Source organism: Mesorhizobium sp. ESP7-2 (assembly GCF_020164715.1).
GTDB lineage: Bacteria > Pseudomonadota > Alphaproteobacteria > Rhizobiales > Rhizobiaceae > Mesorhizobium.
This window is the reverse complement of the sequence record NZ_JAIUGQ010000037.1, coordinates 1-19776: the sequence shown is the minus strand read 5'-3', so window position 1 is coordinate 19776 and position 19776 is coordinate 1. Positions and strand designations below refer to the sequence as shown.

General features: G+C 61.1%; 24 protein-coding genes and 1 tRNA gene. 15 read left to right on the top strand and 10 right to left on the bottom strand.

All coding sequences use genetic code 11. The features are described 5' to 3' along the window. Entirely contained in the window at window positions 1-540 is a 540-nt protein-coding gene (locus LB543_RS26485; RefSeq protein WP_224593891.1) for a DnaJ domain-containing protein, read from the bottom strand. Window positions 541-751: 211 nt separating this feature from the next. Between LB543_RS26485 and LB543_RS26480 the strand changes: the two genes are divergently transcribed. The 4 genes from LB543_RS26480 to LB543_RS26465 all read left to right on the top strand — a co-directional run bounded on the left by LB543_RS26480 (window position 752) and on the right by LB543_RS26465 (window position 2930). Continuing rightward, window positions 752-1039, top strand: a complete 288-nt coding sequence (locus tag LB543_RS26480) for a PilZ domain-containing protein (RefSeq protein WP_224616252.1) — start codon at window positions 752-754, stop codon at window positions 1037-1039. A gap of 375 nt (window positions 1040-1414) precedes the next feature. Further along, entirely contained in the window at window positions 1415-1930 is a 516-nt protein-coding gene (locus LB543_RS26475) for a carbonic anhydrase (RefSeq protein WP_224593893.1), read from the top strand. After that, the gene (locus LB543_RS26470; RefSeq protein WP_224616251.1) at window positions 1927-2142 is read left to right on the top strand and encodes a hypothetical protein; all 216 of its coding nucleotides are present in this window, start codon (window positions 1927-1929) and stop codon (window positions 2140-2142) included. The genes LB543_RS26475 and LB543_RS26470 overlap by 4 nt, the downstream gene beginning before the upstream one ends. Window positions 2143-2174: 32 nt before the next feature. Continuing rightward, complete coding sequence (locus tag LB543_RS26465; protein WP_224616250.1) at window positions 2175-2930, top strand: DUF4239 domain-containing protein; 756 nt, start codon at window positions 2175-2177, stop codon at window positions 2928-2930. Window positions 2931-3076: 146 nt separating this feature from the next. Here LB543_RS26465 and LB543_RS26460 read toward each other — a convergent pair. Beyond that, window positions 3077-3163: transfer RNA gene (locus LB543_RS26460), tRNA-Leu, on the bottom strand. 534 nt (window positions 3164-3697) lie between these two features. Here LB543_RS26460 and LB543_RS26455 point away from each other — a divergent pair. Together LB543_RS26455 and ade are read left to right on the top strand one after the other, a co-directional pair. Continuing rightward, entirely contained in the window at window positions 3698-4066 is a 369-nt protein-coding gene (locus LB543_RS26455) for a helix-turn-helix domain-containing protein (RefSeq protein WP_181178246.1), read from the top strand. 712 nt (window positions 4067-4778) lie between these two features. Next, the gene (gene ade / locus LB543_RS26450; RefSeq protein WP_224616249.1) at window positions 4779-6596 is read left to right on the top strand and encodes an adenine deaminase; all 1818 of its coding nucleotides are present in this window, start codon (window positions 4779-4781) and stop codon (window positions 6594-6596) included. A gap of 24 nt (window positions 6597-6620) precedes the next feature. On the opposite strand, the gene LB543_RS26445 is transcribed toward ade, so the two are convergent. Continuing rightward, window positions 6621-7781 carry an alpha/beta hydrolase gene (locus LB543_RS26445; RefSeq protein ID WP_140813717.1) on the bottom strand — a complete coding sequence of 387 codons (1161 nt, stop codon included), beginning with the start codon at window positions 7779-7781 and terminating at the stop codon, window positions 6621-6623. A gap of 141 nt (window positions 7782-7922) precedes the next feature. After that, complete coding sequence (locus LB543_RS26440; protein ID WP_224616248.1) at window positions 7923-8996, bottom strand: alpha/beta hydrolase; 1074 nt, start codon at window positions 8994-8996, stop codon at window positions 7923-7925. 398 nt (window positions 8997-9394) lie between these two features. Between LB543_RS26440 and ilvA the strand changes: the two genes are divergently transcribed. Beyond that, window positions 9395-10651 (top strand): threonine ammonia-lyase IlvA, encoded by a 1257-nt coding sequence (gene ilvA / locus LB543_RS26435; RefSeq protein ID WP_224616247.1) that lies wholly within the window; start codon window positions 9395-9397, stop codon window positions 10649-10651. Continuing rightward, window positions 10648-11202, top strand: a complete 555-nt coding sequence (locus LB543_RS26430) for a DUF1697 domain-containing protein (protein WP_140755048.1) — start codon at window positions 10648-10650, stop codon at window positions 11200-11202. Before ilvA ends, LB543_RS26430 begins: the two co-directional genes overlap by 4 nt. A gap of 44 nt (window positions 11203-11246) precedes the next feature. On the opposite strand, the gene LB543_RS26425 is transcribed toward LB543_RS26430, so the two are convergent. Beyond that, window positions 11247-11540: a DUF2218 domain-containing protein gene (locus LB543_RS26425; RefSeq protein ID WP_140813715.1), complete on the bottom strand. Its 294-nt coding sequence runs from the start codon at window positions 11538-11540 to the stop codon at window positions 11247-11249. 129 nt (window positions 11541-11669) lie between these two features. Beyond that, on the bottom strand, window positions 11670-12110 hold the full coding sequence (gene gloA, locus LB543_RS26420) for a lactoylglutathione lyase (protein ID WP_140755046.1): 441 nt from the start codon (window positions 12108-12110) through the stop codon (window positions 11670-11672). Between the two features lie 216 nt (window positions 12111-12326). Here gloA and LB543_RS26415 point away from each other — a divergent pair, with 216 nt between their 5' ends. From LB543_RS26415 to LB543_RS26405, 3 genes are read left to right on the top strand one after another with little or no spacing between them, the layout of a single operon-like run. Beyond that, a complete protein-coding gene (locus tag LB543_RS26415; protein ID WP_140755750.1) occupies window positions 12327-12923 on the top strand; it encodes a cold-shock protein in 597 nt (198 codons plus the stop codon). Window positions 12924-12946: 23 nt separating this feature from the next. Further along, entirely contained in the window at window positions 12947-13510 is a 564-nt protein-coding gene (locus tag LB543_RS26410) for a DUF192 domain-containing protein (protein ID WP_224616246.1), read from the top strand. Window positions 13511-13530: 20 nt separating this feature from the next. Continuing rightward, window positions 13531-14298 carry an alpha/beta fold hydrolase gene (locus LB543_RS26405; protein WP_224616245.1) on the top strand — a complete coding sequence of 256 codons (768 nt, stop codon included), beginning with the start codon at window positions 13531-13533 and terminating at the stop codon, window positions 14296-14298. 45 nt (window positions 14299-14343) lie between these two features. On the opposite strand, the gene LB543_RS26400 is transcribed toward LB543_RS26405, so the two are convergent. Then, a complete protein-coding gene (locus LB543_RS26400) occupies window positions 14344-14940 on the bottom strand; it encodes a hypothetical protein (RefSeq protein WP_224616244.1) in 597 nt (198 codons plus the stop codon). 133 nt (window positions 14941-15073) lie between these two features. Here LB543_RS26400 and cysE point away from each other — a divergent pair, with 133 nt between their 5' ends. Both cysE and LB543_RS26390 read left to right on the top strand, forming a co-directional pair. Then, on the top strand, window positions 15074-15922 hold the full coding sequence (cysE, locus tag LB543_RS26395) for a serine O-acetyltransferase (protein WP_224616243.1): 849 nt from the start codon (window positions 15074-15076) through the stop codon (window positions 15920-15922). A 140-nt stretch (window positions 15923-16062) separates the two neighbouring features. Further along, a complete protein-coding gene (locus LB543_RS26390) occupies window positions 16063-16266 on the top strand; it encodes a DUF3126 family protein (RefSeq protein ID WP_140755036.1) in 204 nt (67 codons plus the stop codon). A 55-nt stretch (window positions 16267-16321) separates the two neighbouring features. Here the strand turns inward: LB543_RS26390 and LB543_RS26385 are convergent, their stop codons facing one another. Then, window positions 16322-17053, bottom strand: a complete 732-nt coding sequence (locus LB543_RS26385; protein ID WP_224616242.1) for a hypothetical protein — start codon at window positions 17051-17053, stop codon at window positions 16322-16324. Window positions 17054-17215: 162 nt separating this feature from the next. On the opposite strand from LB543_RS26385, the gene LB543_RS26380 reads away from it, so the two are divergent. Then, the gene (locus tag LB543_RS26380; protein WP_263498842.1) at window positions 17216-17542 is read left to right on the top strand and encodes a DUF6949 family protein; all 327 of its coding nucleotides are present in this window, start codon (window positions 17216-17218) and stop codon (window positions 17540-17542) included. A 19-nt stretch (window positions 17543-17561) separates the two neighbouring features. Further along, window positions 17562-18089, top strand: a complete 528-nt coding sequence (locus LB543_RS26375) for a gamma carbonic anhydrase family protein (protein WP_140760079.1) — start codon at window positions 17562-17564, stop codon at window positions 18087-18089. A gap of 38 nt (window positions 18090-18127) precedes the next feature. Here LB543_RS26375 and LB543_RS26370 read toward each other — a convergent pair whose 3' ends face one another. Together LB543_RS26370 and LB543_RS26365 are read right to left on the bottom strand one after the other, a co-directional pair. Then, a complete protein-coding gene (locus LB543_RS26370) occupies window positions 18128-18838 on the bottom strand; it encodes an ankyrin repeat domain-containing protein (protein ID WP_224616241.1) in 711 nt (236 codons plus the stop codon). Beyond that, window positions 18774-19526: an NYN domain-containing protein gene (locus tag LB543_RS26365; RefSeq protein WP_224593914.1), complete on the bottom strand. Its 753-nt coding sequence runs from the start codon at window positions 19524-19526 to the stop codon at window positions 18774-18776. The genes LB543_RS26370 and LB543_RS26365 overlap by 65 nt, the downstream gene beginning before the upstream one ends. Between the last annotated feature and the right edge of the window lie 250 nt (window positions 19527-19776).

Sequence of the window (19776 nt, the reverse complement as noted above, 5' to 3'; positions counted from 1 at the left end):
TCAGCCCGCATGATCCAACAGGCGGGTGGTGGCTGCGTCGCGATGATGTTCGGAATTAACGCGATCGATGCCTTCGACGGTGATGGCGAACGTGCCGTTTTCTGTTCTGGCGATCCAGCCCTTCGCTTTTAGATACCACAGGTGAAACTCGAGGTGCTCACGCGGACAGCCTGACATTCGTTCGAGTTCATCGTCGCCAATGCCAGGATTGTTGACGTCTTGTCGGCGTTTTGCATAAAGCAGTGAGAGCACTTTGGCTTGAAAGGCGGAATCTCGATCGAGGTTCTTGCTGTTGCTCGCCTGATCGGTCAGCTCGGCCCGGAGGTTCAAATGAGCCTTGTATTGAATATCGTATTGCGCACGCTTGACCGGATCCTTGAGCGTGTTGTGAGCCTCCAGGATATCGCTGAAGCGTGACTCGTTGCCGGTGACCTGGTTGTCGGGATGGTAGCGCATGGCAAAATGACGAAAAATGCGCTCTATCGTTTCCGAATTGGCATTCGGACTGATTTCGAGCATTTCGTAGAAGTCGATGAACATACCGGGCCTTCCCATGCCGTGTATTCTCGGCTCTCCCCGCCACAGTTCCGGGGCAAGGCCGACGATGATTATAGAGCTGAATATTTCATGATTTGCTAATACAAAGAACGGACAAAGGACAAGAACGGAACTTAAGCGAAAACGTAAGACCTTTGCGTCCTGCATCGCAGACTTTAGTCTGATAGCATTAGCTCGTTGGAGGCAGCTTACCATGACCGACAAATCCTCTGAGCCACCAATCGAGCGTCGAAGTCACTTGAGAGAAGTGGTTTTGAAGGATGCGTTCATAATCACGCAGGATGGCGAAATAGGCTGCGCCGTCAGAAATCAGCATGAGCACGGCGCTGAGTTGCGTGTCGCTGTGGGGGCAAATGTGCCGGATAGCTTCCGGCTGCGCGTGCCGTTGGACGGTGCGACTTATCGAGCGGAAGTGCGGTGGAGAAAAGGCGAGCGGCTAGGCATCCAAATCCACGGCAATTTCTCGCTGAAGGTTAGATGATAAGGGCAAGCCGGCCTGATTTCAGGGGCGCGCCGATGCACTGCATTGCGGTGGCTTTCGTCGTTCCTGCATCCTGGCCTCCTCTCTTCGATCCTGACCTTATCGCCAATCGCTTGCCTATATATTAGAGCGAGCGCATATTCTTCGGAGAACAATGGGCGAGGGCTAAGAATGTGCAGCACCTGTGATGGTACAGGGGTCGGCCGGAGGGAGTTCCTCAAAGTCGGCGCGGGACTCGTCGCATTCGGCCTTGGTGGGGCCACGTGGTCGGCGCGCGCGGCACAAGGCGCGGCGACCGCGCTAAGCCTCGATGAAGCGCTCGCTGCGCTAAAATCCGGCAACGAAAGCTACGTCAGTCACCCGGAACTCTGCTCGATGGACCTTGCCGCGCAGCGAAACGCCGTCGCCGCACATCAGGCGCCCTGGGCCACGATCATCAGTTGCGCCGACAGTCGCGTTCCTCCGGAGCTGATTTTCGGCGGTCACGGCGTTGGAGAATTGTTCGTCGCCCGCAATGCCGGCAACCTTGTCGACACTGCGACGCTCGGTACCGTCGAATACGGGGCAGCGGTGCTCGGCTCACCCTTGATCGTGGTTCTGGCGCACACAAACTGCGGTGCCGTGAAGGCGGCGTGCGACGTGGTCACCAAGAACGCGACCTATCCTGGCGCGATCGGCCCGATGATCGAACCGATCCTGCCCGCGGCGATAGCAATGCGGAGCGCAGCGGGCGATTTCGTCGACAACACTGCCAAGGAGAGCGCGCGGAGGACCGCGAGGCGCCTGGCGGCCTCGAGCAAGGTGTTAGCCGGTCTCATTAAGGCGGGGAAGCTGAAGATAGTCGCGGCGATCTATGATCTGCAAACGGGTGCGGTGACCTACATCGAATGACACTCCCCGTCATCGAGATCGAAGGCTCGGGGGATCTCGATGCGTTGGCGTCTGGCCTCAACGCTATTCCGACCCGGCTTAGGTCGAAGCCCGAACAGGTCGACAGAACTATCGCGGCGGGCCGCGAGGCGGTGCGCGTCAACCCGCCCCTGCAGCAGGCGTCCGGCAAGGCGCAAGGACGCACCGGAATCGTGATGGCGGTCATCAACTGACGATCTTGCCATTGCCCATCGGAATGAGTGGCATGCGCGAAGCTTTCATCGCAACGGTAATCTTCCTGTGCCTGACTACGGCGGCGCTTGCCAGCACCGTTATATGGCCAAAACTGCCGGCCAAACATCGTGACGACGACACGAGCACCCTGGTTCGGCACGCCGCGAACCTGTTCGGGGTCATGACCTCGCTGATGCTCGGGCTGATGATCAATTCGGCCAAGAACACCTTTGAATCGATCGACCACAATGTCCACGCCTACGCGACCGAGTTGATCCTGCTCGACAGGACCTTGCGGCAATATGGCCCGCAAACCGACACGGTACGCCAGCCGCTGGTCGTCTACTTGCAGCGGGTGGCGGGCGATGCCTCGCCGACCAGCGAGACGCTGGTCGCCGCCAACCGGCTCTCTGAGCAGTTGCTGGCGGAAATCGGCACCCGGCTGAGTGCGCTGGCGCCGCCCGACGACGCGCATGGCTTCATTGTGCAGGATGCCCGCCAGCATTTGCAGAAAGTGCTGGAACTGCGCTGGGTGCTGATCGAGCAGTCGGAGGGCACGATTCCGGTGCCTCTGATCACGCTCCTGGTTACCTGGCTGGTGCTGATCTTCGCCAGCTTCGGCTTCAGGGCGCCACGCAATACGATCACCATTTCGACCTACCTGGTGTCGGCGGCTTTGGTTGCCGGGGCGATCTATCTGATCTTCGATATGGACGTGGCCTTTTCCGGCCCGATCCAGATCTCGATGGCTCCGCTGGAGAGGGCACTATCCGAGTTACAGCAGTGATCCGCAGCCGGTAGCCGCGCCGGGCTAAATGACGTTGCGGCGGTTCAACAGAGCAAATCCAACAAATTTGAAGACTTTGCTGGTGCGGACGACGGGAATCGAACCCGTACGATCAGAGATCGAGGGATTTTAAGTCTCATTTGCGGTGGTGCGGGCGACGGGGGTCGAACCCGTAAGTCACTGAGGACGCAGGATTTTAAGTCCTGTGCGGTTACCAGTTTCGCCACGCCCGCAAGTCACCGTTCCACCGGTATGTCACAGCCCATGTCACAAGTTCAAGCTCGACCCGGGTGCCAGTGATTGCGGCGCCAAATATTTCCTGCGACTGTCTAGCTAGGTAAGGCTACGCATTAGATTTTCAGGCGCCCTGCGCCTTTTGCCTTCTGGCTCTAGGAACTTCACCAAGTTAACCGGATCGTTAGGAAGCGAGCTTGGCGTAGCGAATGGTGGTCTGGCCTGTTGCGGCGGCGCTTTTGAACCACTTGCACCCGTTTGGTGAGCGGCATTGCAAACGGGTTGTTGGCCTTGTTCGCCCAGATGATCCAACTCGTGAGGGTTGGCGTGAACCAGTCCCGTCGAGAGTTGAGGATCTCGGAGAACCGGGGCTCCCGTATCGATTATCCTTCAATGATTTCAATAGTATGCAGTTTATTCGCCCAACTGCGGGTTGTGGTCTGAGTGGCCATCGTCCATGTTTGGGGAACTGCGTCATCGTTGATGGCCGATGCAATCCAATGACAAAATCAACCAAACAGGAGGTAGATCGGGTGTCCGACACCACGAATATTTTTGAACAGTCCCCGGATTTCGACACCTTCGGCGGGCGCCTTTCGAGGGCCCGTGATGCGAGCGGTCTGAGTGTCAAAGAGCTTGCATGGCAATTGAGTGTCAATATGTCGACAATCAATGCTTGGGAGAGCGATCGTTCGCAACCAAGTTCACACCGGCTGTTCAATATCACCGGACTCCTCGGTGTAAGCCTATCGTGGCTGCTCCACGGCATCGGTATCGGGCCTGCGGAAGACGATTTTGAAAGCCCAATGGACGCATTTTCGGAGCAATTGACCAAACTGAGGGCTCTGCATTCTGATACTGGACGGCTCATCCGCCAAATGCAGCAGCAAATGGAAGGATAGCGGCACGAAATCAAAATCAGGCCGCTAGAGGGATGTCTTCGCTAGTGTAACGGGTGTGTGTGGGATTTTCAGTCCCTTGCGTCTACCAATTCCGCCACGTCCGCAGGCCAGCCCTTTTCAGACGCCAGACAAAGCCCGTCAAGTCGTGTTCTGCGGTGGCCGAACCGCAACCCAGAGGAGGTGGCGTAGGGATACTGGTGCGATCGCGGAATTATCCGCGCCGCGAGCATCGATAAATATCTGGGTGGCGGATCTGATCCGCCTAAGGCCGGCGCCTCTCAAGCCCAACCCATCCCCCGCCCACTTGGGGGCGCCGGCCGCCCTTTCCAACAAGTATAGCTGCAGGCGCTTGCGCTTGGCCCGTGAACGTCACCAGTGGGCGATACTCAGAACTCGTAGCTGAGATTGATGCCGACCGTGTTCAGTTGCACGCTGTGATCGCGGTCGTTGAGGAGGGCCGGCACCTCGTGGTTCTCCGAGCCGAAGTCGCAATAGCGATATTGCGCGCCGACGACGAACTTTGTCGGTCAGCGCGTAGTCGACGCCCACGCCCACGGCCCAGCCGACATTTGCCGAGCGGATTTCAGCCGGCGACGCCAAGGTCGAAGTCGACGTGAAACCCGAGTAATCCGGCGATCACCAGGCAAATCCATTCTTCCTCGCTGGTCAAAACACCGCCGGCTTGGCACAGTCAGGCAAACAGGAGTCTTTGATGGCCAGGAAGCCGCCCGCCCGCGCGACGAAACCCAAACCGTGGACCGAAATGGCTACCGACCTGGTCGATGTCGCGATGGGTCGCAAACCCGCCGATCTCGTCATCCGCAACGGACGCTGGGTGAACGTCCATTCGGGCGAGATCATCGCCGGCACCGACATCGCCATATCGGGCGGCCGCTTCGCCTATTGCGGGCCGAATGCCAGCCACACGATCGGGCAGGGCACCAAAGTGGTAGACGCGGGCGGACGCTATCTCGTGCCCGGGCTTTGCGACGCGCACATGCATGTCGAGAGCGGCATGGTGACGGTCACTGAATTCTGTCGCGCCGTCATCCCGCACGGCACCACATCGATGTTCATCGATCCGCACGAGATCGCCAATGTGCTGGGCCTGCCGGGCGTGCGGCTGATGCATGACGAGGCCGTGGCCATGCCCATCAACGTGCACGTGCAGATGCCGTCCTGCGTGCCCTCGGCGCCTGGGCTCGAACATGCCGGTGCCGAACTGACGGTCGCCGATGTCGCGGAGGCGATGAGCTGGGAAAACATCATCGGACTTGGCGAGGTGATGAATTTCCCCGGCGTCGCCGCCAACGATCCGGTGATGTCGGGCGAGATCGCCGCGACGGTCAAAGCCGGCAAGACGGTCGGCGGGCATTATGCCTCGCGCGATCTTGGTCTGCCATTCCACGGCTATATCGCCGGCGGACCCGAGGATGATCACGAGGGCACGCGTGCCGAGGACGCCATCGCACGCGTGCGCCAGGGCATGAAGGCGATGCTGCGGCTGGGCTCGGCTTGGTACGACGTTGCCTCGCAGATCAAGGCGGTGACGGAAAGCGGCATCGATCCGCGCAACTTCATCCTGTGCACCGACGACAGCCATTCAGGCACGCTGGTGCATGAGGGGCACATGGACCGGGTGGTGCGCCACGCCATCAGCCAAGGTCTGAAGCCGGTGACCGCGATCCAGATGGCAACGCTCAACACCGCCCAGCATTTCAAGCTGGAACGCGAGATCGGTTCGATCGCGCCGGGGCGATTGGCCGACCTGCTGATCGTTTCCGATCTCACCGCAATGTGTATCGACGAGGTCTATGCGCGCGGCGTCAGGCTGGCCAAGGGCGGCAGGCTCGACATCGATATTCCGGCCTATGACTATCCGAAGACGGCGAAGAACACCGTCAAGTTGGGCAAGAAACTGAAGGCCGGCGATTTCGATATCGCGGCGCCCAAGGGTGCCAACGAAGTGCGGGTGCGGGTGATCGGCGTCATCGAGAACCAGGCACCCACGCGCGCGCTGGAGGCCGATCTGCCGGTCGAGGATGGGCTGGTCGCCATGGATCGCCGCAACGACATATGCCAGATCGCGCTGGTCGAGCGGCACAGGGGCACGGGTGGCGTCACCAATGCCTTCGTCTCAGGTTTCGGCTACATGGCCGACTGCGCCATGGCCTCCAGCGTGGCCCACGACGCCCATCACATCATCTGCGTTGGCACCAATAAGCAGGACATGGCGCTGGCCGTGAACCGACTGGGGGAAGTCGGCGGCGGCGTCGTGCTGTTCTCCAAGGGCAAGGAACTGGCGCTGGTCGAAATGCCGATCGCCGGGCTGATGTCGGACGAGCGCGCCGAGATCGTCGCCGCCAAGGCTGAGAAACTGACCGAGGCAATGCGCAAGATGGGCTGTTCCCTGAACAACGCCTATATGCAGCACTCGCTGCTGGCGCTGGTGGTCATTCCGGAGTTGAGAATTTCCGATGTCGGGCTGATCGACGTGACGACGTTCCAGAAGGTCGATCTGTTTGTCTGAGAAAGGCCGTCCGCTCTTGGCTGCTCACCCGCCGGTGGCGATGGTCAGCACCTTGAACGGCGTCGTGATGATGACTTCGGCGGCGGAGCCGACGGCCTTTCCCAGGCCTTGGCCGATATTGCTGAGCTGTGCCGGGTCTTCGTCCGCAGCAAGGCCCGCCGGCGTGCGCAGCCTGTCGCCGAGCAATTGCACCAGGAACGGGTTGTCGGCGAATTTGGCGTGGTTGAGGCCGCCGTCGCCACCCTTGGTCTTGGTCAGGTCGACGACGGCCACGCCGTAGGAGGCGAGATCGGCGGCATTGCCATAGTCCCCGACGCGCGGCTTGTCGCCGGAGATAAACGAGGACAATTTGAGAGCCCGGTCGTCGCCCGAAAGCAGCACGGCGAACGGCTTGTCGGGTTTGCCATAACGGGTCATCTGCTTCTTGAACACGTCGACGTCGATGTCCGGCGAGGCAAGGATGACATAACCCAACTTGCCGCCGAGATCGCGGTCGCCGGTGATGGCGAGTTGGCGCAGCGCCTCCATCGTCAGCCAGGTTCCCATCGAATGGGCGATGATGTCGATGCTCTTGACCCGCGTCTTGGCGAGCATCCTGAGCGTTGCCTCGAGATCGTCACGGGCGGCGGTGGAACTGTCCTTGTCGTAGATATAGCCCGTCGTCTTGGCGCTCGACGCCCACGAGAACAGCACTGGCGTACCCGGATATTTCGTGTCGTGGGCGATCTGCGTCAGCCGGTAGATGCCGTCGTCGAAACCATTGTTGAAGCCATGCACGAAAACCAGCGCACGGTCGCCGCGCATGGCGATGTCGGCGCCGACCGCCTTGGCGAATTGCGGCGCGCCTTCGTAGAAGGTGACGTCCCTGGCCGTGAAATCCTTGGCCGGGTTGCTGTTGGCCGAACCCTTGGCGCGCTCGATGTTGCCGACCTGATGGCTCTTCGGAACCGTGACATCGACCCGCGCGAAGCTGGTGGTCGGGGAGCGGTCGCCGTCGAAGACCTGCCGTGGGTCCTTCACCGCCTTCTGGCGGGTGGTGGCGACGAATATTTCATGGGTGGCCGCAATATCGGACGCCGGCACGGTGATCGTCGTCTTGTTGAGCAGATCATGCGTTTTTCCGGCGCAGCCAGCGACCAGCAGCGCGAACGCAACGACACCAAAACTCTTCAAGCGCAAGGCCACGCGTCGGCTCCCGCATAGGGGACGTCAAACGCATGACGTCGCTCGATACTCCGATAAGGCCAGAGGCGGGCGTGGTCCAGTTCAAAGTGGGCCAATGGTTCGGCGATGGTGAACAGGCACGGCGAAACCCGCGAGCCGCATCTATTGTCCAAGCAGGCTGATGCGGTCGGTCACGTCCCGGTCGCTGGCGAAGCCATCGTCCTCGCGCAGCCGCTGGCCGATCATCTTCACCAGTGCCGGATTGTCGGCGAATTTCGTGTGGTTGAAGCTGTCGCTGCCTTTGACCTTGGAGAGATCGACGACCGTCACGCCGTAGGAGGCAAGGTCCGCCGCATCCTTGTAGTCGCCGACGCGCGGCCGCGCGCCGGCGATCAGGCCGGACAACCTCAGCGCGCGGTCGTCGTCCGACAACAGCAGGATGAACGGCTTGTCGGGCTTGCCGTAGCGGCGCATCTGGCTCTTGAACACATCGACATCGATGTCGGGAGAGGCCAACACCACGTCGCCGAGCTTGCCGCCAAGATCGCGATCGCCGCTGATGGCCATCTGGCGCAGCGTTTCCATTGTCACCCAGGTTCCCATCGAATGGGCGACAATGTCGATGCGCCGCGCACCGGACTGCTGCAGCATTCGCAAGGTCACTTCGAGCTGGTCACGGGCGGCGCTGGCGCTTTCCTTGTCATAGACATAGTCGGTGGTCTTGGCGCCCGAGGCCCAGGAGAACAGCACCGGCGTCCCCGGATAGCCGGAATCATGGACGATCTGGGTCAAGCGGTAGACGGCGTCGTCGAAGCCAGTGTTGTAGCCATGGACGAAGACCATCACGCGGCCGCCGCGCGCCGCTATGTCGGCGTTGAGCGCGCTGGAGAATTTCGGCTGGGTGTCGTAGCCGACGACCTCGGAAGCCATGAAATACTTGGCCGGATCATCCGACTTGCCGCGTGAGCGCCGCTCGATCTGGCCGGTCGTGTGGAGCCCCGGGACGGTGACGTTGACGCGGGCGTAGTTCAGCGTCGCCGAGCGTTCGCCGTCGAAAACCTTGTTGGGGTCGTCGGAGGGCTTGCGGGTCGTGGCAATGAAGATCGAGTGGTTGCCGGCGATTTCCGTCACCGGCGCGGACATGACCGCGCTGCCGAGCAGTTCCTCGGTTTTGTGGCCGCCGCAGCCTGCCACCAGCAAGGCAAGCGCAAGAATGCAAATCGTCTTCACATGCACGTCAAAAATTCCACTCGAGCCCAAAAAGGGCCATCCACCCTCCGCGATATCTCCCCAGCAGGCGAAGTGCGGCGGAAGTAAGTCGTGTCCAGCCAAAATGCGGTCGGCGCTTCGCGACGGTCATCGCACTGTTGCGCGAAAGCCAAAGCGGCGGCGAGGCCGTACCATCACAGAGGGCAGGCACCGGCATCTCCGCCGGATGTCGAATTCAGGCGTCCACCAATGCGCGTGCTCGGCGCGACGCGAGAAGCATGAACAAACGTCCCCAAGTACTTGCTGGCATTTCGGGAAGGCGCCTTTGCGGGCGTGGGGCTCGGCCGGGCAATGGTCTTGCCGGGTCGGATGTGTAATAGGGTTGTGGTCTAACTCGCCCGCGGGCGATCCGGGATGATCCTGCCATGACCACCTTTTCCTCGCGCGTCGCCACCGCCGCCTCCGCGATCCGCCAGATCTTCCCGGAGACACCGCTGCAGGAAAATGACTATCTGTCGAAAAAGACAGGCGCGCGGGTGCTGTTGAAGCGCGAGGATTTGAGTCCCGTGCGATCCTACAAGATCCGTGGCGCCTTCAACTTCTTCCGCAAGGCGCTTGGCGAAGGCAACCAGGCGGAGCTGTTTGTCTGCGCGTCCGCCGGCAACCATGCGCAGGGCTTTGCCTTCGTCTGCCGCCATTTCGGCAAGAAGGGCGTAGTCTTCATGCCGGTGACGACCCCGCAGCAGAAGATCGACAAGACCAGGCTGTTTGGCGGCGATTTCGTCGAGATCAGGCTGGTCGGCGATTTTTTCGACGACTGCTATCGCGCCGCCTTCGACTTCACCGAAAGCTCCGGTGCCCATATGGTGCCGCCCTTCGACCACAAGGATATCATCGAGGGCCAGGCGACGGTCGCCTATGAGATCGCGGACCAGATGCCGGGCGCGCGCATGCCCGACATCGTCATGCTGCCGGTGGGTGGCGGCGGTCTGGCTGCCGGGGTCACGCACTATTTCGCCGATCAGGGCCGAGAGGCGCAGTTCGTCTTTTGCGAGCCGGCCGGCGCGCCGAGCCTGCGCGAGAGTCTTGCGGCGGGAAAACGGCTGAAGCTCGCCAAGGTCGACAACTTCGTCGACGGCGCGGCGGTTGCCGAGATCGGCCGCGAACCTTTGCGCTATCTCAGGGAGTTCGCCGCCGACAGCGTGCGGCTGGTCCCGGAAAACCGGCTCTGCGCGACCATGATCGAGATGCTCAACGTGGAAGGCGTGGTCCTGGAACCCGCCGGCGCGCTGGCGATCGACGCGCTGAAGGATTTTTCCAGGAAGGAGATCAGGGGCAAGACCATCGTCGCCGTGGTCTCCGGGGGCAATTTCGATTTCGAGCGGCTGCCGGACGTCAAGGAACGGGCGCTGCGCTTCGAAGGCCTAAAGAAATACTTCATCATCCGCTTTCCCCAGCGGCCGGGCGCGTTGCGCGACTTCCTCGAAATGCTGGGCCCGGACGACGACATCGCCCGCTTCGAATATCTGAAGAAATCGGCGCGCAATTTCGGCTCGGTGTTGATCGGCATCGAAACCAAGGATCGGCGCAATTTCGACCTGCTGAAGGCGAATTTCGAGGCCGAGGGCGTCCAGTATCAGGACATCACCGACAATGAGACATTGGCAGGTTTCATAATATGAGCGGAAAGATCTTCATCGCCCTGTTTTCCGGCATCAATGTCGGCGGCAACCGCATTGTCAGGATGGCGGAGTTGCGGTCGTTCTTCGAGGGTCTCGGTTTTTCCGATGTCTCCACCTACGTGCAGAGCGGCAATGCCGTGTTCCGGGCTGACAAGGGCGACGCCGCCGTGCTGACCAAACAGATCGAGGCGGCTTTCGAGAAGAAATGGGGTTTCCATTCGCGCATCATGGTGCGCGATTTCGAATGGCTCGAACGGCTGGTTCGCGAAAATCCCTATCCGGAAGCGGCCGCTGACCACACGAAGCTCCACGCCTATGCGCTGGAGCGTGAGCCGACTGCCGAAGAGGTGGCGCGGCTGGCTGAAAAGTGCACTGGCCCGGAGCGTTTCGAGGTCAAGGGCGATGTGCTCTATCTCAGCGCGCCCGACGGGCTCGGCAAATCGGTGTTCGCCAACCTCATTCCGCGCACGTTGAAAGTGCCGGGCACGGCCCGCAATTGGCGATCGATGCTGGCGCTGCTGGAGATGGCGGGCAAGTCCGGTAGCGATTGATCCATGCGTCTCGCCGGAAATGCTTGGCGACACGCATGAACGCGCTATGCCGCCTCGGCGCGTTTCCAGTCGAAAGCCAATTCTTCGCGGAACGCAAAGCGTTTGATGTGGTCGGCAACGACGCTTTCGAGGCGCTCGATCGAAGCGGACTCGCCGGTCGATACCGTGATGTGCAGCGCTGCCCCGTCGGCGTCCATGACCGTGCGGCCGAGTGAAAGGTCGATGACGCCGTGATTGGGGTCGAACTCGACGGGAAACTTGTGCGCCCAATGCTTGCACAACTGCTGCAGATAGCGGCTTGCGTGCGCCGTGGAGACATTGGCGTGGCTGGTCGGCATGAAGGGTTCTCCAAAGCTGAATCTGATGATGTGGCGCCGCTCTTCAGGGCAGGCGCCATAGCCGCATAGATAGGCACAATTTAGCGAAACACCATGGAGTGGCCGCCGGCCACTCGAAAAGGTGATCGATTACCAGCTTCCGGTATTCGCCATCGACGCCCACGGTTCCGCCTTGGCCTTGGCCGGGCCTTTCTGCAGAAGCTCGATGGAGATGCCGTCTGGCGACCTGATAAAGGCCATGTTGCCGTCGCGCGGCGGCCGGTTGATGGTGACGCCATTGTCCATCAGTCGCTGGCACGTGGCATAGATGTCGTCGACCTCGTAGGCGAGGTGGCCGAAATTGCGCCCGCCCTTGTAGTCTTCCGGATCCCAATTGTAGGTGAGTTCGACCAGCGGCGCTTTCTCGTTGATGCCGCTCTGCTCGTCTTCCGGCGCGGCCAGGAAGATCAGCGTGAAGCGGCCCTGCTCGCTTTCATGGCGGCGAACTTCCTTCAGCCCGAGCTTGTTGCAGTAGAAATCGAGCGAGGCATCGACATCGGCGACGCGGACCATGGTGTGCAGATAGCGCATGTGTTTTCCTCGATCTGTTGGGTTGCGGCGCAACATAGGGTCGGCCCGGCCAAAGGGCAATCGTTCGGGTCAGGCAGCGCCGGCAAAGAACAAATCCGGTATTCCCGCAATGAACCGTGAAAAAAGGCACGTCAGGTCTTGCACACACCGGAAGCCGCGGTGTTAATCTGGTATCAAGAATCAGTTGCGGTGTTCTTGAATAAAGGGGGCATTCTTATGGGGGAAAAGGCCTCTTTGACGGGGCGGGCCAATACCCTTGGCGACGCTTTGACGCGCGACGAAGGCGGCGATTCTGCTGACCTGACCGAAATTTCCGGCGCCATCAAGTGGTTCGATGTGGCCAAGGGCTATGGTTTCATCCTTCCGGATGACGGTGTTTCGGGCGATATCCTCCTCCATGTGACTTGTCTTCGACGGGACGGCTTCCAGACAGCCTTGGAAGGCGCGCGCGTGGTCTGTCTTGTGAAGCAGGGCGAGCGCGGACTGCAGGCGTTCCGTGTGCTTTCCATGGATGTCACCACCGCCGTCCATCCCGCCGAAATGCAGGAGCAGCGCACCCATGTCTCGGTAACGCCGGAGAGTGGGCTCGAACGCGCTTTGGTCAAATGGTTCAACCGCACCAAAGGGTTTGGCTTCCTGACGCGCGGCGAGGGCACCGAGGATATTTTCGTCCATATGGAGACCTTGCGCCGCTACGGCATCACCGAGCTTCGGCCGGGCCAGGTCGTGCTTGTCCGTTTCGGCCGCGGTGACAAAGGCCTTATGGCCGCCGAAATTCACCCCGATATGGGCACCTTGCCGGTCTCGCACTAGGGCGATCCGGCCGAGGATTTCATATGACACACAGGAACAGGCTGACGGCGGGCGTGATGTGCGCTGTGGCTGCCGTCATGGTCGCCGCCGCCGCATTCTTCTATTTCCAGGTACCCAGCGCCGCCGATGGCCAGGCGATGATCCTTCCGGTCGATCCCGCGCCGCTGGTCGCTGTGACCAAAAACGGTAAACGCTCCTTTTCCATCGAAGTCGCCGATACCGAGGCAGAGCGTGAGGCCGGCCTGATGTTTCGCGAGGACATGGCTGCCAATCATGGCATGCTGTTCGTTTTCGACGAGACACGCGACGTCAGTTTCTGGATGAAGAATACGCCGATGCCGCTCGATCTGATCTTTGTCGGCCAGGACGGCAGGATCCGCGCAATCAAGCAGGGCGAGCCGCAATCCGAGGCGATCGTCTCGCCGGGCGAGCCGGTCCGCTTCGTGCTTGAACTCAAGGCAGGCACTGCCGCCAGGGACGGCATCGCGGACGGCGATCTGCTGCGCCATCCGGCGATAGGCACCGCATCCGGCCCTGGCATGCCGCCCGCGGACAAGGGCGATTCTCCGAACGTCGATTCCGACTGAGCGCCAGGGATCGCTTTCCGATGCAGTTTTTCTCCCATGACGGGTTCGATCTAGCCTTCCTCGACCGCCAGCCGGCATCGGGTGAGGGCGATCCGGTGCTCATGATTCATGGCTTCGCCTCGAGCCACTATGTCAACTGGGTGTCGCCCGGCTGGTTCAAGACGCTCAACGATGCCGGCTATCGCGCCATCGCCTTCGACAATCGCGGCCACGGCTCGTCGTCCAAGAGTTACGACGAGGCCGATTATACGCCCGCGAAAATGGCTTCGGACGCGGCAGCCCTGCTCGATCATCTCGGCATCGAGCGGGCCCATGTCATGGGCTATTCGATGGGCGCGCGCATTGCGGCCTTCCTGGCACTGTCCGATCCGGACAAGGTGGCGACGTTGGTCTTTGGCGGCCTCGGCATCGGTATGATCGATGGGGTCGGCGATTGGGATCCGATTGCCGCCGCCCTCCTTGCCGAGGATCCGACCGCGACCACCCATCCACGCGGCCGCGCTTTTCGTGCCTTCGCCGACCAGACCCGCAGCGACCGCCGGGCGCTTGCCGCCTGCATCGTCACGTCACGGGAATTGCTTGGTGAAGAGGATATTGCCCGCATAGCCCAGCCGACGCTGGTCGCGGTCGGTACCACCGACGACATTGGCGGATCGCCGGACGAGCTTGCGGCGCTGATGCCCAACGCCAGGGCCTTCCACATCGAGGGCCGCGACCATATGCTGGCCGTTGGTGACAAGACCTTCAAGCAACGTGTGCTGGAGTTCTACGCCGAAAATCCGCTCTGACGCGCCGGTTTCTTGGGACGAAGCGCCTCGGATCGCGAAATTGACCTAGGACAAGGTCTCCAGCGACCGCGCCATGTTCAGCCTTGCCTTTGGTTCGAAGCGCTGCCTAAACTCCTGCGTGAGAAAAATATGCGGACGGGCAAGGAAGCTTTTTAGCACCGCGCCGCGTCCGGCACGCCATATCGGCTCCTCCACCCAGTCATATTCGCGGCGAACCGCGCGTTCATAGGCATCGAACGCAACCGGATCAGCGCCTAGGATCGAAAGATCCATGTCGAGAAACAGGCTGGCGTCGCGTGTCGCCGCAGCGTCGTCGAAAGGCGGCAACTGGTGCGTGGCGGTGGCGAGGATCATCGTGCTGATACGCTCGAGGCGCGCGGCATCGGTGCGGCCCGCGAGCTTTTGCTCGGCAAGGGCGGCACTTTGCGCCTCATTGTCCTTGGCCCTGCTGTCGTAGATGGCGTCGTGGAACCAGATCGCCGCTTCGACGGCTTCGGGGTCGTCCAGTTCTCCCTGATAGTCGCGAGCCAGCGCCAGCATTGCCTCGATATGCGCAAGGCCGTGATAGTGGCGTTCCTCGGCGGCGTAGAGCGCCGAAAGCTCGGTTTTCAGCGCGTCGTCGATCAAGGGTTCGTTTTCCATGGCTGCTTGAATTCCCGCGAACCAAATCCATTTGACACAGCACTAAGGAAAATTGAGTTCAATCGTGCTATGATCTGGCTTATATGTGCGGCCCCGATGACAGCAGACTAGCAGGACGCAGGACGAGACGTCGATGAACAGCATCAGCATTTCCCGCCAAAACGCGCTGCAGCCGGTCGATCCGATCTGGCGTTCGATCCGCGACGAAGCGATGGAAGCGGTCAACCGCGACCCGCTGCTGGCCGCGTTCCTCTATGCGACGATCCTCAACCAGGAAAGCCTGGAAGAGGCGGTCATTCACAGGATCGCGGAGCGGCTTGCCCATCAGGATATCGGCTCCGATCTCATCCGCCAGACGTTCAAGTCGATGCTCGCCGACGACAAGGACTGGCCGACCACGGTGCGCGTCGACATCCAGGCCTATTATGACCGCGACCCGGCTTGCGACCGGTTCATCATGCCGGTGCTCTACTTCAAGGGCTTTCACGCCATCCAGACCCATCGGCTGGCGCATTGGCTGTGGAATCAGGGCCGCAAGGATTTCGCGCTCTACCTGCAGAGCCGTTCGTCCGCAGTCTTCCAGACCGACATCAATCCGGCCGCGCGCATCGGCAAGGGCATCTTCATCGATCACGCCACCGGCCTCGTCGTCGGCGAGACCGCCGTGATCGAGGACGATGTGTCCATCCTGCACGGCGTGACGCTGGGCGGTACCGGCAAGGCCGGTGGCGACCGCCATCCCAAGATTCGCTATGGCGTGCTGATTGGCGCCGGCGCCAAGATTCTCGGCAACATCGAGATCGGCCATTGCTCCAAGATTGCCGCCGGATCGGTGGTGCTGTCGCCTGTGCCGCACAACAAGACGGTTGCCGGTGTGCCGGCGCGCGTGGTCGGCGAGACCGGCTGCGACCAGCCTTCGCGCCAGATGGACCAGCTTCTGCCGTCGCAGAAGATGGACCACGTCATCAGTTTCGATATCTGATTTGCTGGCAGCTGCCCGGCATGATTGCCCGGCGGCGCTGCCCGCTTCCGGTGCAATAAGGTCGGCTTGCCTTTACATCGCCATTGTCGACGTGCCAGAAGCGCCGTTCAAACGAGCAAGCCGATGATCGGAGAAGACTGTTGAAGCCGGACGAAATCAGAAAGCTGGACGCCTATTTCAAGCGCGTCTTCCAGAACCCCAAGCTTGAGGTCAAGGCACGGCCGCGCAAGGAAGATTCGGCCGAAGTCTATGTCGGCGAGGAATTCCTCGGCATCGTCTTCAAGGATGAGGACGATGGCGACTATAATTTCTCGATGGCGATCCTCGATATCGACCTGGCCTGAGCCCGCAATGCCACGGCAGGCCGCGTAGAGCGCGGCCGGGCCGCTTTTCAGCCGGTCAATGTCGGGTCTTCAGGATTCGCCCCGCCTCTGCCGCGATCGCCGCATCAAGCGTCTGCCAGTCGCCAAGGAATTCCCTCGGGAAGCGATAGGTAAGGCTGAGATCATCCCCGACATGGATGTCCCGCTGGCAAGGAGCCAGCGATTCGCCGGCGCTCGGCCCGCTGAGGCAGCGGGCCACGAACGGGTCCTTGCCAGCGCGCTTGCCGACGACCAGCACCTCGTTCAGATAACCTGATTTCTCATTGAACCCATAGACCGTCGTGCCGCCGGGTCCTGGAATACCGGGCTGGACGATCAGCGCGCTGTAGATCGGCCCGAACCGGCCGCTCATGTCGCGCGACATCATCTGCTGCTCGAAGGACAGGAAGATGATGTTCCTGTTGGCCCCGGCGTGATTGAAATCGTCGCGCGACGCCTCGCTGTAGCCGTCCATCTGGGGATAGCGCAGGTAAAGGTCGAGGCGCGAGGCGATACCGTCGCGCCTGGCCGGCTCGAACCTGATGAAATTGGCCGGCACGGTGATGACGTTGTTGCCGATCACCACCTCGCGCACGGTCGCGTCGTCGGTGTAGCCGGCCATGGCAATGGAGCGGCCGAACCATTTGCCGCCAAGGCTGATGGCTATCGACAGCAAGGCCAGAGCCGCGAACGCGTAGAACACCCGCTTCATCAGCATGGAATCGACCACGGTGAGTTCCGCGCCGTCGGCGATCGCTGCCTGCTTCATCTCGGTCCTCGTCCCACCGCCTGTGCGCCATCCCGGTGTCCGCCATCCCGGTGTCCCCCATCTGGGTGTCTCTTGACGGCACACATCATACGGCACGGCTCTTGCTGCCATCCTGAAGCGACTGTGCGATTTCATGGTAAATGGAGGGTTAATGTGGCCCAGATGGAACTCTTGCTGTTCGCTTTTGTCGTCGGGCTGACGGTTTGCGGGCTGACCGGCTCGACAATGGAGCTGGTATCGGGTCGCAAGGTCGCCTTCACCGAGCCCTATGTGTCGCCCTCGCATGTACTGCGCTCGCTGGCCGTCACTGCCGGCGCCGGGCCATTCATGCTGGTCAACGATGCCCTCGATGCGCGGCGCCAGAACCGCATCTCGACAGCGGCGCTCTTGTCATGCGGCTGCACCGCTATTGCCTGGTCCCTGGCGCTGGGCATCGTCGTGCTTGCCATTGCTTCCTGGGCGCTCCGTCTCCTAGGGTTTTCACTCTGAGACGATTCGGAGACCGACAATGCCGCTTTATGCAATCGATGGAACGGAGCCCAGCTTCGCCGACGCGGACTCGAATTGGATTGCGCCCGATGCCACGCTGATTGGCGACATCAGGATCGGCCGCAATGCCGGCTTCTGGTTCGGTGCCGTCATCAGGGGCGACAACGAGCCCGTCGTCATCGGCGCCGACACCAATGTGCAGGAACATACTGTCATGCACACCGATCCCGGCTTTCCGCTGACCATCGGACAGGGCTGTACGATCGGCCATCGCGCCATGCTTCACGGCTGCACGATTGGTGACAATAGCCTGATCGGCATGGGCGCCATCCTGCTGAACGGCGCCAGGATCGGCAAGAATTCACTCGTCGGCGCTGGCGCCCTGGTCACCGAAGGCAAGGAGTTTCCGGACAATTCGCTGATCGTTGGTTCGCCTGCCAAGGCGATCAAGGTGCTGGACGACGCCGCGGTCGAGCGGCTGCGGGCCTCGGCCGCGCATTATGTCGCCAATGGCCAACGGTTCAAGGCTGGGCTGAAGAAGGTCTGAACTCTCGGCCGGGACGTGACTTCGGACACGGGTTGCGTCTAACGATCCCGGTCGCCGAGCGCGCGCTCGGCTGTGGCTTCTCTCAACAGCGAAGCGCCCAACTCGAATCCTGCAATCTCTGCTTCTTCAAGGGCTGTCGTGTAGTGATCGATACGAGTCCTCAAAGAAGGGTCCGCGCCTGCGGTGAGAAGCAGGCGGATCGCCTCGGCGTCACGCATGGCTACGCCGTAGTGGAGCGGCGTCCAGTCGTTGACGCCTCGCATGTCCGGATCGGCGCCGTGATCGACGAGGATACGGATGATGTCGACCTTGTCCGCGCGCTCGGTGGACAGCGCCGCGATGATCGAGGGAAATCCGGCATGATCCCCGTAGTTCGGACTGGATCCGGCGTCGAGCAGCGCCGCGACGAAGGCAAGCGGACTCCAGTAGATCGCGTATTCCAGCGGATGGCCAAGACCGAGTTCGAATGGCATGCGCTCGTCGAACCAGCCGGGCGAACCGCCCAAGGCTTTGCCGAGTCCAACGAAGTCACCGGCCTTGAAGGCATCGTCGATCGCCTTGAACAGCCTGTGGCGCTCGCATCGATCTTCCGGGATTTCCAGCATCGGCAGTAATCCAAACTGTGCGGATTGCGAACGATATTGCGGCTGCGAAACCATACGTGCAGAAGCGTCCGGGTTCAGCTCACCCTGATTTGTTTTTCCCTTTTTTGGTGGCGGCAGTGTTAATGCGTATTCGCATGGCTCCACCGCTGGGCTTGTCGATTTCGAAAGCAGCGGTCTCCCGCACTAGATCGCTCAGCTTCCCGAAGCCGTAGGTGCGGGGATCGAAATCCGAGAAAAGATTTAAGAGCTGTTTCCCAAAATTACTCAGGGACACCCAGCCGTCCTCGCTGTCCATCTGGCCGATAACTTTCCTGAGGATTGGCGTTGCGGCGTTCGGCGACTGAAGTGGCTTTGTTGCCGGTGCGGTATCCTGAACGCTCGCTGCGCCACGCAGGAGGTTTTCAGTATAGATGAAACGGCGACATGCCTGCCGAAAGCTCTCAGGGGTTTTCCGTTCACCAAAGCCGAACACATCAACGCCGTGTTCACGGATGCGGGCAGCAAGCCTCGTGAAGTCGCTGTCGGACGAAACCAGACAGAAGCCGTCAAAGCGACCGCTATGGAGAAGATCCATGGCGTCGATCACCAGAGTGATATCAGACGCATTCTTGCCAACGGTATAAGCGAACTGTTGCTGCGGTATGATCGCGTGTTTGGACAGGATGTCGGCCCAGCCCTTCGACCGAGCAGTTGAGAAGTCGCCGTAAATTCGACGAACGCTAGCCTCGCCGATCTTGGCGATCTCCTCGAACAGACCGTCGGCAATCTTGGCGGAAGCGTTGTCGGCGTCGATAAGTACAGCAAGGCGTGGTGATCGGGGTTCGGTCGGCATGCGGCACCTTCGGTGACTAACGCGCTGTCGATGGTCGCCAGTTGGCGAGCGTATCTCATGCGGAGAAGCAATCGAGACCATACCTACCAACGATCCGGCCGTCGAGGATCAAGCCACACGGCATTCCGGAGGAAGAAAGCGCAGCGCGAAAGCCAGATCATGTGCTGGCGTTGTCCGCGTGGGATCGTCCTAGAAATGGCGGAGCCGGCCCGGGGACGGGGCCGGCTCCTTTGACCCGGTCGTTGGGGAC

What these genes read in the sequence shown, in the direction of transcription:
- LB543_RS26475 (WP_224593893.1), top strand. Translation starts at nt 1,415, where the DNA reads ATGGACCTTGCCGCGCAGCGAAACGCCGTCGCCGCACATCAGGCGCCC.
- LB543_RS26365 (WP_224593914.1), bottom strand. Translation starts at nt 19,526, where the DNA reads ATGCCGACCGAACCCCGATCACCACGCCTTGCTGTACTTATCGACGCC.
- LB543_RS26375 (WP_140760079.1), top strand. Translation starts at nt 17,562, where the DNA reads ATGCCGCTTTATGCAATCGATGGAACGGAGCCCAGCTTCGCCGACGCG.
- LB543_RS26380 (WP_263498842.1), top strand. Translation starts at nt 17,216, where the DNA reads ATGGAACTCTTGCTGTTCGCTTTTGTCGTCGGGCTGACGGTTTGCGGG.
- LB543_RS26425 (WP_140813715.1), bottom strand. Translation starts at nt 11,540, where the DNA reads ATGCCGACCAGCCACGCCAATGTCTCCACGGCGCACGCAAGCCGCTAT.
- LB543_RS26410 (WP_224616246.1), top strand. Translation starts at nt 12,947, where the DNA reads ATGACACACAGGAACAGGCTGACGGCGGGCGTGATGTGCGCTGTGGCT.
- LB543_RS26405 (WP_224616245.1), top strand. Translation starts at nt 13,531, where the DNA reads ATGCAGTTTTTCTCCCATGACGGGTTCGATCTAGCCTTCCTCGACCGC.
- LB543_RS26385 (WP_224616242.1), bottom strand. Translation starts at nt 17,053, where the DNA reads ATGAAGCAGGCAGCGATCGCCGACGGCGCGGAACTCACCGTGGTCGAT.
- LB543_RS26485 (WP_224593891.1), bottom strand. Translation starts at nt 540, where the DNA reads ATGTTCATCGACTTCTACGAAATGCTCGAAATCAGTCCGAATGCCAAT.
- ade (WP_224616249.1), top strand. Translation starts at nt 4,779, where the DNA reads ATGGCCAGGAAGCCGCCCGCCCGCGCGACGAAACCCAAACCGTGGACC.
- LB543_RS26470 (WP_224616251.1), top strand. Translation starts at nt 1,927, where the DNA reads ATGACACTCCCCGTCATCGAGATCGAAGGCTCGGGGGATCTCGATGCG.
- LB543_RS26415 (WP_140755750.1), top strand. Translation starts at nt 12,327, where the DNA reads ATGGGGGAAAAGGCCTCTTTGACGGGGCGGGCCAATACCCTTGGCGAC.
- LB543_RS26400 (WP_224616244.1), bottom strand. Translation starts at nt 14,940, where the DNA reads ATGGAAAACGAACCCTTGATCGACGACGCGCTGAAAACCGAGCTTTCG.
- LB543_RS26465 (WP_224616250.1), top strand. Translation starts at nt 2,175, where the DNA reads ATGCGCGAAGCTTTCATCGCAACGGTAATCTTCCTGTGCCTGACTACG.
- cysE (WP_224616243.1), top strand. Translation starts at nt 15,074, where the DNA reads ATGAACAGCATCAGCATTTCCCGCCAAAACGCGCTGCAGCCGGTCGAT.
- LB543_RS26480 (WP_224616252.1), top strand. Translation starts at nt 752, where the DNA reads ATGACCGACAAATCCTCTGAGCCACCAATCGAGCGTCGAAGTCACTTG.
- ilvA (WP_224616247.1), top strand. Translation starts at nt 9,395, where the DNA reads ATGACCACCTTTTCCTCGCGCGTCGCCACCGCCGCCTCCGCGATCCGC.
- LB543_RS26430 (WP_140755048.1), top strand. Translation starts at nt 10,648, where the DNA reads ATGAGCGGAAAGATCTTCATCGCCCTGTTTTCCGGCATCAATGTCGGC.
- gloA (WP_140755046.1), bottom strand. Translation starts at nt 12,110, where the DNA reads ATGCGCTATCTGCACACCATGGTCCGCGTCGCCGATGTCGATGCCTCG.